We start from the raw sequence: 12,901 nt of genomic DNA on the forward strand, positions 1-12,901 counted from the left end.
GCCGCCTCTGCCCATGAAGGGCGCCCAAATAATCACTCAAACAGCGTTGCGGCCCGCCACTAGACTACGAGCCGCAAGTACTGCCTTATAGACCCTGCTCTACAAACGGAACGGTCAGCGCCAGTGCCGCATCCAGTGCGCCAGCGTCGGTACCGCCGCCTTGCGCCATGTCTGGACGACCACCGCCCTTCCCGCCCACTGCCGCAGCGGCTTGCTTCATCAAATCACCGGCTTTGAGTTGGCCAGTCAGGTCTTTGGTTACGCCTGCAACCAGAACGACCTTTTCCTCATGGACACTGCCGAGCAGGATCACTGCGCGGCCGAGTTTGTTTTTCAGTTGATCGACCAGCGCCAGCAGCGCCTTGCCATCCTGACCGTCCAGACGCACGGCCAGCACTTTCACGCCCTTGACGTCCAGCGCCTGGGCCGACAGATCGTCGCCTGCGGCACTGGCAGCCTTGGCTTGCAACTGCTCGAGTTGCTTCTCCAGCAGACGGTTGCGCTCCAGCACAGCCGACAGCTTGTCGATCAGGTTGTCGCGGCTGCCCTTGACCAGGCTGGCCGCTTCCTTGAGTTGTTCTTCGGCCGCATTCAAGTAGGCCAACGCTTGCGCACCGGTGACGGCTTCAATACGACGCACACCCGATGCAACACCGCCTTCACTGATGATTTTCAGCAGGCCGATGTCGCCGGTACGGTTGGCGTGGATACCGCCGCACAGCTCGACGGAGAAATCGCCCATGCTCAGTACGCGCACGTTGTCGCCGTATTTCTCGCCGAACAGCGCCATCGCGCCTTTTTGCTTGGCGGTTTCGATATCGGTTTCTTCGGTTTCAACTTCGGAGTTCTTGCGAATCTCGGCGTTGACGATGTCTTCCAGCGCTTTGAGTTGCTCAGGTTTGATCGCTTCAAAGTGGCTGAAGTCGAAGCGCAGGCGCTGACTGTCGACCAACGAACCTTTCTGCTGAACGTGGTCGCCCAGTACCTGGCGCAATGCAGCGTGCAGCAAGTGAGTCGCCGAGTGATTCAGCGAAGTCGCGTGACGCACTTCGGCGTCGACATGAGTCTCCACCGGAGTACCTACGATCAGGCTGCCCGAATCCAGCACGCCGTGGTGCAGGAACGCACCACCGGTCTTGGTGGTGTCGCGCACGTCAAAACGTGCAGCGCCAGCCTGGAGGAAACCGCAATCACCAATCTGGCCACCGGACTCCGCATAGAACGGCGTCTTATCGAGGACGATCACGCCCTCTTCGCCTTCGCTCAGTACGTCAACCGATTGCCCGTCTTTATAGAGCGCAACGATCTTGGCGGAACCGCTGTGAGCGGTGTAACCGGTGAATTCGGTGTCCACATCGACCTTGACCAGGCTGTTGTAGTCCATGCCGAAGGAACTGGCGGAACGGGCACGGACGCGCTGGGCTTCCATCTCACGCTCGAAACCTTCTTCATCGATGGTCAGGCTGCGCTCGCGAGCGATGTCGCCGGTCAGGTCCATCGGGAAGCCGTAGGTATCGTAGAGCTTGAACACCACGTCGCCCGGCACTACGTCGCCTTTCAGTTCAGCCAGATCCTGCTCGAGGATCTTCAGGCCCTGCTCCAGGGTCTTGGCGAACTGTTCTTCTTCGGCTTTCAGCACGCGCTCGATGTGCGCCTGCTGGGATTTCAGCTCAGGGAAGGCTTCGCCCATCTCGGCAACCAGAGCCGCAACGATCTGGTAGAAGAAGCTGCCCTTGGCGCCCAGCTTGTTGCCGTGACGGCAGGCGCGACGGATGATCCGGCGCAGCACGTAGCCGCGGCCTTCGTTGGACGGCAGCACGCCGTCGGCGATCAGGAAACCGCAGGAACGGATGTGGTCGGCCACCACTTTCAGCGAAGCCTGGGCATCGTTGGTGCAACCGATGGCCTTGGCCGAAGCTTTCAGCAGGCTCTGGAACAGGTCGATTTCATAGTTCGAGTGAACGTGCTGCAACACGGCACTGATCCGCTCCAGGCCCATGCCAGTATCGACCGACGGCGCTGGCAGCGGATGCAACACGCCATCGGCGGTGCGGTTGAACTGCATGAACACGTTGTTCCAGATTTCGATGTAACGGTCGCCGTCTTCTTCCGGCGAGCCCGGTGGGCCACCCCAGATGTCGGCGCCGTGATCATAGAAGATCTCGGTGCAAGGACCGCACGGGCCGGTATCGCCCATGGTCCAGAAGTTGTCGGAGGCGTAAGGTGCGCCCTTGTTGTCGCCGATGCGCACCATACGCTCGGCCGGAACCCCGATTTCCTTGGTCCAGATGTCGTACGCCTCGTCATCGCTGGCGTAAACGGTGACCCAGAGCTTTTCCTTCGGCAGGTTCAGCCATTTGTCGGAAGTCAGGAAGTTCCAGGCGTAGCTGATGGCATCACGCTTGAAATAATCGCCGAAGCTGAAGTTACCCAGCATTTCGAAGAAGGTGTGGTGACGGGCGGTATAACCGACGTTTTCCAGGTCGTTGTGCTTGCCGCCGGCGCGCACGCATTTCTGGCTGCTGACCGCGCGGGTGTACGCGCGCTTTTCCTGGCCCAGGAAGCAGTCCTTGAACTGGTTCATCCCCGCGTTGGTGAACAGCAGGGTTGGGTCGTTGCCCGGAATCAAAGAGCTGGAGGCTACACGGGTGTGGCCTTGCTCTTCGAAGAAGCGAAGGAAGGCTTCACGGATTTCTGCGCTTTTCATTAGGTTCTTCCACGGAGACTGCGGCCAAAGGCCTGTTCGAAACGTCAACAGACGAAGCGACGGCAAAGGGCCGCATTATATCGGCGTTAGTGACTAGGTACAGTGTGTTTGTACGTTGCAAACACTCATTTAGACGGTTAACGCCGTCACTTGCCAGAAAAGTCGACGAATGTCGCGACGACTTGCTCGATTTGCGCCCGGCTGACGTCCATGTGCGTGACCATGCGCAGACGCGCGGCGGCACTGAGCTTGATCCCGCGCTCGGCGGCAAAGGCCTTGATGGCCTCAGCCTTGTCGCCCATCTGCACGTAAACCATGTTGGTCTGTACCGGCTCGACCTCGAAGCCCGCCGCACGCAGGCCTTCGGCCAGTAATTGTGCATTGGCATGGTCATCGGCCAGGCGCTCTACGTTGTGATCCAGTGCATACAGGCCTGCCGCCGCGAGAATCCCGGCCTGACGCATGCCACCGCCGACCATCTTGCGCAGGCGCCGGGCCTTGCCGATCAGCTCGGCCGAGCCGCACAGCACCGAACCGACCGGTGCGCCCAGCCCTTTGGACAGGCACACCGAGACAGAATCGAAATGTTGGGTGATTTCCCGGGCATCCACACCCAGTTTCACTGCCGCGTTGTACAGACGTGCGCCGTCCAGGTGCAGCTGCAAGCCATGTTCGCGGGTAAAACTGCGTGCCCGGGCCAGGTATTCCAGCGGCAGGACTTTACCTTGCATGGTGTTTTCCAGCGCCAGCAAGCGGGTGCGGGCGAAATGGAAGTCATCCGGTTTGATGGCAGTAGCGACCTGCGCCAGATCCAGCGAACCATCGGCCTGTACTTCCAGCGGCTGCGGCTGGATCGAACCGAGCACCGCTGCGCCGCCACCTTCGTACTTATAAGTGTGAGCCTGCTGGCCAACGATGTACTCGTCACCACGTTCGCAGTGGGCCATCAAACCCAACAGGTTGCTCATGGTGCCCGTCGGCACGAACAGCGCCGCGGCGAAACCCAGGCGCTTGGCCAGCTCAGCCTCCAGATGATTGACCGTCGGGTCTTCGCCATACACGTCATCACCGGTGGCGGCCTTGGCCATCGCGTCGAGCATGCCGGCGGAGGGTTGGGTGACGGTGTCGCTGCGAAGATCGATAACACTCATGAATCTGGCCTCGGTTAGCAGGGGAAATCCCTTTCATGAAGGAATTACTGCGGRCATGGCGACGATTAATCAACCCTTGCGCAGGAAAAGGCCGATTAAACCAACGGAAAAGTCGATGACAATCATCCAAAAGGGGCCATGCGCATACTGGAAATATGTGATAAAAACGCTGCGCCGCCAAACATTCCGGCGGCAAAAACGTTCTCAGGGCGGGGTGCAACTCCCCACCGGCGGTAATTGCGCGCAATGCGCATAGCCCGCGAGCGCTTGGTGACAGCACGGCTTCGGCGGTGCCTGGCGGCAAGGTCAGCAGACCCGGTGTGATCCCGGGGCCGACGGTCATAGTCCGGATGAAGAGAGAACGGGATTGGCACCAAAGGGCCGTCCGCCGGCATTCGTGCGAGCGTGCGTACCCTAAAATCCCCTTCGATTCATAACGCCCTGTTTTTCACACAAACAGGAGTCAGAACATGCAACCCACCGCAATCGACAGCAAAAGCAAACACCATCACGGCGAGCGCGTTGCGTTCATCCAGGCCTGCTGGCACAAGGATATTGTCGATCAAAGCCGTAAAGGCTTTGTCGCCGAAATGATTGCCCAGGGTTATCAGGAATCCGACATCGATTTCTTCGAAGTCGGCGGTGCCTTTGAAATGCCCCTGCACGCCAAGCTGCTGGCCAAGACCGGTCGTTATGCCGGCATCGTCGCGGCAGCCCTGGTGGTGGACGGCGGCATCTACCGTCACGAGTTCGTCGCCCAGTCGGTGGTCAGCGGCCTGATGCAGGTTCAACTGGAAACCGAAGTGCCGGTGTTCTCGGTGTCCCTGACCCCGCACCACTTCCATGCCGGCGAAGAGCACCAGAAGTTCTTCTTCGAGCATTTCGTGCATAAAGGCCAGGAAGCGGCGAAGACCTGTGCGGATACGCTGCTGAAGATCCGCTCACTGCGTCGTACTGAACCGCGCGCAGTAGCGGTCTAAACACCGCAATAACCTGTGGGAGCGAGCTTGCTCGCGATAGCAATGGACCAGTCACCATAGTTGTCGACTGATAGATCGCCATCGCGAGCAAGCTCGCTCCCACAGTGGTTCTTTGTAGATTTTGAGGCCGAGATCAGGCCAGGTTTTCGTCGGTAGTCGGCACGATCAGGATGCCGGCACGCAAACCATTCTTCACCTTGGGGTTCGGGAAGATGATCCGGGCGCCCTCTTCCTCGATGATCCAGCGGGTGTTGGCGATGTCTTCCGCCAGCAGGTAACCCACTTCCAGCTCCGAGAAGTTCTCGATGTCCGCCGGCAGGTTCAGGCGGAAGCTGTCGCTGTGCTTGATGATTTCCCGTGCCACGCTGTACAGCTGCAAACCGTCCAGTGCTTCTCCAGTCAGTTCCGGCTCGGTGCCTTCGATGATCTGCTTGAGGCTCCTCTCCAGCAGCGAGACATTGACCCCGGCGTTCTGCCCGAACGGCCGCGCCTTGCCAAGCTCCAGGGTGAAGGCCTCGGCACCGAGCTTGTCGTAGGTGTAGGCGCTGAACACGATGGACGGCTTGTTCTGCAGCAGCACCGCTTCCATGCCGGCGGCACGCAGGCGAGCCAGTTCCAGGCGCGAATGCTGGCGGCCTTCCTTCCACGGGTACAAGGCGAATTGCTCGATTTTCGAGCCACGAATTGCCGTGTGCAGGTCGTAATGCAGGCGCTGGCGGTCCGGCAGGCTGAAGAAACTCGCCGCCAGCCGTTCCAGTTCACAAGCACGCAAGGCTTCGGAACCGCTGCTTTGTTCGTGACGACCGTTGAACAGTCGATTGACGTCCTGCTCGATAAAACGCTCGCCTTTGCGAATCGCTTCGGGGTTGCCGAACAGGAACAGAATACGTGCACGCGGCTTCAGGTCGCCGCGGGCAATGTCATGCAACAGGCGATCGAGCAGCTCGATCGGCGCTGTTTCGTTGCCATGGATCCCCGCCGACAGCAGCAGGTCCAGGCCGTTGTCACGCGCTTCAGGTGGCCGGACTTCCAGCGCACCTTCGCTCAACCAGCGCATGCGCACGCCTTCGACAGTCAGTTGAGTCTTCTCCGCCGGTTCGCGGCCGGCGAGGGTCAGTTCAAGCAGTTTGCCGAGGGCGAGCATAGAGCGGTTTCCTTAGTGGTCGTGGTTGCAATCCGGGCCGTGAACGTGTTCCTCGTCGTCGGTGAGGTCAGCCGGTTCCATCTCCAGTTGCAGACTTACCAGATTAGTCGCCAATGGGCGCAACAGCAGGTTGGCGTATTCGGCGTCGCCCTCTTCGACGTCCACGCCGATCAGCAGCTGACCGCGGCCATCCTGCTGGATCCACAGCTCTTTGCCTTGCCACATGACCGCGACGCGGGTGCAGGACGTCTCCAGTTGCGTGCCGTCGGTGTCTTCAAGGATCAGCTGCAGGGTATCGCTCATATCTTTACGCTCTCGTTTGAGATGAAGCAGCGCGCTGCCGTAGAGGGCGGCGCGCCGTCGATCAATTGATCTGGAATGGATAAACCGCGCCCAGTTTAAGGATTTGCGTCAGTTCATCCAGTGCCGTCCGGCACTCAAGCAGCAATTGCGGGTCCGCCAGATCGTTTTCGGTCATGCGGTCGCGGTAGTGCTTCTCGACCCATTCGGTCAGTGTGCCGTACAACGGCGCCGTCATGATAACCCCTTGATTGACGGCCGCCAGTTCGGTTTCGTTGAGTGCGACGCGCAACCGCAGGCAAGCCGGGCCACCACCGTTCTGCATACTCTGCTTGAGATCGAAGACTTTCACTTCGCGGATCAGGCCGCCGGAGCTGGTCAAACCCTGCAGGTACTGCCAGACACGCTCGTTGCCACGGCATTCTTCCGGCACGATCAACAGCATGGAGCCGTCAGGACGCGACAGCAGTTGGCTATTGAACAGGTAGGAACGAACCGCGTCTTCCACGCTTACTGCGGAACGCGGTACACAGACCGACTGAAATTTCCCACCGACTTTGGCGAGTTTGCTCTGCAGTTCAGCCAGCATCTGCTCAGTCTCGAGGAACGCGTCCTCGTGATAGAACAGTACTTCGCCGTTACCGACCGCGATCACGTCGTTGTGGAACACGCCCTGATCGATCACCGACGGGTTCTGCTGGGCATAGACCACGCCGTCATCGCTCAAGCCGTGCAAGCGGGCAACGGCCTGGGACGCTTCGAGGGTCTGGCGTGCCGGGTACTTCTGCGGTGCCGGGTAGCGGGTGTCGAATGCGCTGCGACCGAATACGAAGAACTCGACGCCAGCTTCGCCGTATTCACGGCAGAAACGCGTGTGGTTGGCCGCGCCTTCATCACCGAACTGCGCCACGGCTGGCAAGGCAGCATGATGAGCGAAGTGTTTCTGGTCAGCGAACATCGCCCCCAGCACGCGGCTGGTGGTCGGGTGTTCGATGCTGCGGTGATATTTGCAGTTGAGATTGGCAGCGGTGAAATGCACACGACCGTCAGCGGTGTCGGCGCTCGGGCTGACCGTGGCGGCGTTGGCCACCCACATGCTCGAGGCCGAGCAACTGGCCACCAGCAACGGCATCGCCTCTTTGGCAGCGCGCTCGATCACCTGTGCATCGGTGCCGCCAAAGCCCAGGCGACGCAGTGCAGCCACATCCGGGCGCTCTTGCGGTGCCAGCACGCCTTGCTGGAAACCCATTTCCATCAGCGCTTTCATCTTCGCCAGGCCTTGCAGCGCCGCTTCCTTGGGGTTGGAAGACTGCTGGCTGTTGCTCTGGGACGCGACGTTGCCGTAGGACAGGCCGCCGTAGTTATGGGTCGGCCCCACTAGACCGTCAAAATTGACTTCATAGGATTTCATCAGCGAGGCTCCACGAGAATCTGTTGTTATAGGCTTCAGTAACTAGATTTGAGACCGAGGCGCGGCCTTCGCGGGCAAGCCCGCTCCCACAGGTTCGGTGGTGTTCACACATCTTGTGTTCCACTCAACCACTGTGGGAGCGGGCTTGCCCGCGAATGGGCGCTACGCCATTTTCACGCCAGGCGTGAGTGCCGCAGGCAACACCAGGCTCGGCGTTTCCAGCGAGGCCACCGGGTACGCGCAGTAGTCCGCCGCGTAGTAGGCGCTGGCGCGGTGGTTGCCCGAGGCGCCGACGCCGCCGAATGGCGCGCTGCTTGCAGCACCTGTCAGCTGCTTGTTCCAGTTGACGATACCGGCGCGACTTTCCAGCCAGAACTGCTGGTAGCGCGCTTCGGAGTCCGACAGCAGACCAGCGGCCAAGCCGTATGCGGTGTCGTTGGCTTCAGCGATCGCCGCATCAAAATCAGCGTAGCGGATCACTTGCAGCAACGGGCCGAACAGCTCTTCGTCAGGACGATCGGCGACGGCGCTCACATCCAGGATGCCCGGGGTCAGCAAGGCCGACCGGGCCTGCGGCTGAGTCATTTCCAGCAGCGCCACGGCGCCATTGGCCAGCAGGTGTTCCTGGGCATCCATCAGTGCTTTTGCAGCGCCAAGGGAGACCACCGAGCCCATGAACGGCGCTGGTTGCTGATCGAAGGCACCGACCTCAATGGTCGAGCTGACCGCCACCAGGCGTGCCAGCAACGTGTCGCCCCAGGCACCTTGCGGCACCAGAAGGCGCCGGGCGCAGGTGCAGCGCTGGCCGGCAGAGATGAAGGCCGACTGGATGATGGTGTACACCGCGGCATCGAGGTCGGCGACCTGATCGACCACCAGCGGGTTGTTACCGCCCATTTCCAGCGCCAGGATCTTGTCCGGACGACCGGCGAATTGCTGGTGCAGGTGATTACCGGTACGGCTGGAGCCGGTGAAGAACAGACCGTCGATGCCCGGGTTCGCCGCCAGAGCGATGCCGGTTTCGCGAGCACCTTGCAGCAAGTTCAACACACCGGCCGGCAGACCGGCTTCAATCCAGCACTTGACCGTCAGTTCGGCCACTTTCGGCGTCAGCTCGCTTGGTTTGAACAGCACGCTGTTACCCGCCAACAGTGCCGGCACGATGTGGCCGTTCGGCAGGTGACCCGGGAAGTTGTAAGGACCGAACACCGCCACCACACCGTGGGGCTTGTGGCGCAGCACAGCGGTGGCGTCGCCCAGCGGGCCGCTCTTCTCGCCGGTACGTTCGCGGTAGCTCTGCACCGAGATGGCAATCTTGTTGACCATGCTGGTGACTTCGGTCGCGGCTTCCCACAGGGGTTTGCCGGTTTCTTCGCCGATGGTGCGGGCCAGTTCGTCCGCATGGTTTTTCAGCGCAGCAGCAAAGGCTTCCAGCACCGAGATACGCTCTTCCAGGGTACGCCGTGCCCAGCCCGGGAACGCCTGACGCGCAGCTTGCACAGCCGATTCGACCTGAGCGGCGGTAGCACCGACACCGGACCACAACACCTGCTGGGTCACCGGGTTCAGCGACTCGAAGGCTTCGCCCCCACCTGCCAGCCATTCACCTGCGATATAAAGCGACTTCATTATTTCGACTCCCGAGCTGCGGACAACGCCACGGCGCGCACTTGATCGCCAGCGTTGAGTTGAAGACGTTTGGCGGTCTGCGGATCGACCACCAGGGTGCCGGCGGCCAGACGTGCCGGCGCAGCAGTGATGCGGCAGTCTTCGCGCTTGCGGTTGTGAATGATGAACGGCGTGGCGTCGTCACCCGGTGTACCTACGGCCAGCACCAGCGCCTGGCTGTCGCGCACTGCGCGGATCTTGCCGGTTTCGCACTCGATCGCAGGACCTGCGTCGAAAATGTCGACGTAGCCCTGGTAGCTGAAACCTTCGCTCTTGAGCATGGCCAGCGCCGGTTCGGTGTCCGGGTGAACCTGACCGATCACGTTGCGCGCATCCGGCGACAGGAAGCAGGTGTACAGCGGGAATTTCGGCATCAGTTCGGCGATGAACGCCTTGTTGCCCACGCCAGTCAGGTAATCGGCCTGGCTGAATTCCATCTTGAAGAAGTGTCGCCCCAGGCTTTCCCAGAACGGCGAACGCCCGGCTTCGTCGGAAACACCGCGCATTTCGGCAATGATCTTGTTGCCGAACAGTTGCGGGAATTCGGCGATGAACAGCATCCGCGCCTTGGACAGCATGCGACCGTTGAGGCCACTGCGGTAATCGGCGTGCAGGAACAGCGAGCACAGCTCCGAGTTACCGGTCAGGTCGTTGGCCAGGAACAGCGTCGGGATTTCACGATAAATGTTCAATTCCTGGGAGGCGCTAACGGTCAGACCGACCCGGAAGTTGTACCAGGGCTCACGCAGGCCGACGGCGCCGGCAATGGCGGAAATACCCACCACGCGAGCGTTGTCATCTTCGAGCACGAACAGGTAGTCCGCATCGCCCCGCCCGGCTTCGCCGCGAAAGGTCTTCTCGGCCCAGCCAACCCGATGGGCCAGACGTTCTTCGTTGGCCGGCAAGGTGGTCAGGCCGGTGCCGGTGCTGCGGGCCAGGTCGATCAGAGCGGGTAAATCGCTGCTGCGTACGGGACGAACGATCATGCTATCTCCTCAAACGGGCCGCTTGCGCCACCCGTGAAACTCGCTGCTTTCTAAGCATTCTTTAAAGCAGGTGTTAAACCGCCACCAGGCGCACGCTGGCACCTTCACCGACGCCCAGGGCTTCGGCCGCTTCCAGATCCAGGGTCACCGGTTTGCCCGGCGCGTAATCGAGTTCGAGCATCACAGCGCGGTAATCCTGCAACTGGGCATTGGCCACCAGGTACTGGCGACCGACACCTTTGACCGGCTCGCCGATCTTCACCGGCACCACACGGCTCTGGGCGATCGAACGGATCCCCGAGACGCGGGCATGCAGGGTCGGGCCGCCGTCGAAAATGTCGATGTAGTGATCGGTCTCGAAGCCTTCGCGCATCAGGATGTCGAAGGTGATCTGCGCCCGCGGGTGCACCTGGCCCATCGCCTCTTGCGCGGAGTCCGGCAGCAGGGGCACGTAGATCGGGTAATGCGGCATCAGTTCGGCGAGGAACGTACGGCTCTTCAGGCCGCACAGACGCTCGGCTTCAGCGTAGTTGAGGTCGAAAAAGTTGCGCCCGATGGCATCCCAGAATGGCGAGTCGCCGTTTTCATCGCTGTAACCGACGATCTCGGTCACCACGGAATCGGCAAAACGCTCCGGATGGCTGGCCACGAACAGCAAACGGCCACGGGAGTTGAGTTCCGACCACGGCGAACCCACCAGATCGCGCTGCACGTAGAAGCTGGTCAGCAMGCTGTTGCCGGTCAGGTCATGGCACTGGGAGAGCACGTGGATCTTGTTGTGAATCTTCAGCTCACGCGAAGCGTGCACGAACGTCTCGTTGCGGAAACTGTAGAACGGCTCGGAATAACCGGCCGATGCCACGATGGCCGAGCAACCGACCAGCTTGCCGGTGGCAGAGTCTTCGAGGACGAAGAAATAGCTTTCCTCACCGTTGAAACTCACTTCGGCGGCGAACGAAGCTTCGCTTGCCGCGATCTTGTCGCTCAGGCGTTCAACGTCATCCGGCAAGGAAGTGACACCAATCGGGCTGTCCGCAGCCAGACGCTGTACCTCGCCCAGATCAGCCATTTGCGCGGGGCGCATCACCAGCATGGTGTCACTCCTTTTCAAAACTCTTCGGGGAAAATAAGCCGGGCCCGTTGTAGGAGCGAGCTTGCTCGCGATGGTGGGTCAGCCACATCGGTGTCGACTGACACACCATCGCGAGCAGGCTCGCTCCTACAGAAAAGCGGGGCCGGCATAAAAATTGGGTTCGACGCCCGAAAACTCAGGCGTCGAAGGGTCTATCAGGCTTGCGTCAGTTTTGCTGCGGCACGTTCGAAGCGGTCCAGACCGGCATCGATATCGGCGTCTTCCACCACCAGGCTCGGGGCGAAACGCACCACGTCCGGGCCGGCTTGCAGGACCATCAGGCCTTCTTTCTCGGCGGCGTTGAAGATGTCCTTGGCCTTGCCTTTCCAGGCATCGCTCAAGACACAACCGATCAGCAGGCCCATGCCACGGACCTTGGTGAACAGGCCGTATTTTTCGCCGATCTGCTCAAGGCGCGCCTTGAACTTGTCGTGCTTGGCATTGACGCCGGCCAGCACTTCAGGGGTGTTGATCACGTCGATAACAGCTTCCGCGACAGCACACGCCAGCGGGTTGCCGCCGTAGGTGGTGCCGTGGGTGCCGACGACCAGGTGCTTGGCCAGGTCTTCGGTGGTCAGCATGGCGGCGATCGGGAAACCACCGCCCAGGCTCTTGGCGCTGGTCAGGATGTCCGGGATCACACCGTAATGCTGGTAGGCGAACAGGTGGCCGGTGCGGCCCATGCCGGTTTGCACTTCGTCGAAGATCAGCAGCGCGTTGTGCGCGGTGCACAGTTCGCGGGCACCTTGCAGGTATTCGAGTTCGGCCGGGATGACACCGCTTTCGCCCTGGATCGGCTCCAGAACCACAGCGCAAGTCTTGTCGGAAATGGCGGCTTTCAGTGCGGCCAGATCGTTGTACGGCACGTGGGTGATGCCGGTGATTTTCGGACCGAAGCCATCGGAGTACTTCGACTGGCCACCGACGTTCACGGTGAACAGGGTACGGCCGTGGAAGCTGTTGAGCGCCGCGATGATTTCGTACTTCTCGCTGCCGAAACGGTCGAAGCCGACGCGACGGGCCAGCTTGAAAGCGGCCTCGTTGGCTTCGGCGCCGGAGTTGCAGAAGAAGGCGCGATCGGCAAAGGTGGCGTCGACCAACTTATGCGCCAGGCGCAGGGCCGGCTCATTGGTGAACACGTTGGACACGTGCCACAGCTTGTTCGCCTGCTCGGTCAAGGCACTGACCAGCGCCGGATGCGCGTGGCCCAATACGTTAACGGCAATCCCGCCGGCGAAGTCGATCAGCTCGCGACCGGACTGGTCCCAGACGCGGGAACCGGCGCCACGCACAGGAATGAATGCGGCAGGCGCATAGTTGGGAACCATTACCTGATCGAAATCGGCGCGTTGTACCGCAGCGTGCTCAACGGACATCGGAGTCTCCTGAAGAGAAAACACTCGCCTGAAACTGGCGAGCTTG

Annotated in this window: 10 protein-coding genes and 1 riboswitch; of the genes, 1 reads left to right on the plus strand and 9 read right to left on the minus strand. The window is 60.9% G+C overall.

The genetic code is table 11. The features are described 5' to 3' along the window. Nucleotides 1-85: 85 nt before the first annotated feature. Entirely contained in the window at nucleotides 86-2,707 is a 2,622-nt protein-coding gene (gene alaS / locus AB4Z35_RS10450) for an alanine--tRNA ligase (protein ID WP_442096920.1), read from the minus strand. Nucleotides 2,708-2,853: 146 nt separating this feature from the next. After that, nucleotides 2,854-3,858: a low-specificity L-threonine aldolase gene (gene ltaE / locus AB4Z35_RS10455; protein WP_442096921.1), complete on the minus strand. Its 1,005-nt coding sequence runs from the start codon at nucleotides 3,856-3,858 to the stop codon at nucleotides 2,854-2,856. Nucleotides 3,859-4,054: 196 nt separating this feature from the next. Beyond that, nucleotides 4,055-4,225: riboswitch (FMN riboswitch) on the plus strand. A gap of 103 nt (nucleotides 4,226-4,328) precedes the next feature. Between ltaE and AB4Z35_RS10460 the strand changes: the two genes are divergently transcribed. After that, nucleotides 4,329-4,838, plus strand: a complete 510-nt coding sequence (locus AB4Z35_RS10460; RefSeq protein WP_442096923.1) for a 6,7-dimethyl-8-ribityllumazine synthase — start codon at nucleotides 4,329-4,331, stop codon at nucleotides 4,836-4,838. 133 nt (nucleotides 4,839-4,971) lie between these two features. Here AB4Z35_RS10460 and astE read toward each other — a convergent pair whose 3' ends face one another. From astE to AB4Z35_RS10495, 7 genes are all read right to left on the minus strand, one after another. Continuing rightward, a complete protein-coding gene (astE, locus tag AB4Z35_RS10465) occupies nucleotides 4,972-5,982 on the minus strand; it encodes a succinylglutamate desuccinylase (RefSeq protein ID WP_008004223.1) in 1,011 nt (336 codons plus the stop codon). A 12-nt stretch (nucleotides 5,983-5,994) separates the two neighbouring features. Continuing rightward, nucleotides 5,995-6,285 carry a hypothetical protein gene (locus tag AB4Z35_RS10470; protein ID WP_007992779.1) on the minus strand — a complete coding sequence of 97 codons (291 nt, stop codon included), beginning with the start codon at nucleotides 6,283-6,285 and terminating at the stop codon, nucleotides 5,995-5,997. A 61-nt stretch (nucleotides 6,286-6,346) separates the two neighbouring features. Further along, complete coding sequence (gene astB, locus AB4Z35_RS10475; protein ID WP_218427269.1) at nucleotides 6,347-7,693, minus strand: N-succinylarginine dihydrolase; 1,347 nt, start codon at nucleotides 7,691-7,693, stop codon at nucleotides 6,347-6,349. Between the two features lie 162 nt (nucleotides 7,694-7,855). Continuing rightward, nucleotides 7,856-9,325, minus strand: coding sequence for a succinylglutamate-semialdehyde dehydrogenase (astD, locus tag AB4Z35_RS10480; RefSeq protein WP_442096988.1), 1,470 nt, complete (start codon nucleotides 9,323-9,325; stop codon nucleotides 7,856-7,858). Then, complete coding sequence (astA, locus tag AB4Z35_RS10485) at nucleotides 9,322-10,347, minus strand: arginine N-succinyltransferase (protein ID WP_007992775.1); 1,026 nt, start codon at nucleotides 10,345-10,347, stop codon at nucleotides 9,322-9,324. Before astA ends, astD begins: the two co-directional genes overlap by 4 nt. A 73-nt stretch (nucleotides 10,348-10,420) precedes the next feature. Further along, complete coding sequence (gene aruF, locus AB4Z35_RS10490; protein ID WP_442096925.1) at nucleotides 10,421-11,440, minus strand: arginine/ornithine succinyltransferase subunit alpha; 1,020 nt, start codon at nucleotides 11,438-11,440, stop codon at nucleotides 10,421-10,423. 194 nt (nucleotides 11,441-11,634) lie between these two features. Then, a complete protein-coding gene (locus AB4Z35_RS10495) occupies nucleotides 11,635-12,855 on the minus strand; it encodes an aspartate aminotransferase family protein (protein ID WP_008004227.1) in 1,221 nt (406 codons plus the stop codon). Between the last annotated feature and the right edge of the window lie 46 nt (nucleotides 12,856-12,901).

Origin of the sequence: Pseudomonas sp. KB_15, assembly GCF_052114525.1 — a bacterium.
In the GTDB taxonomy this organism is placed as follows: domain Bacteria; phylum Pseudomonadota; class Gammaproteobacteria; order Pseudomonadales; family Pseudomonadaceae; genus Aquipseudomonas.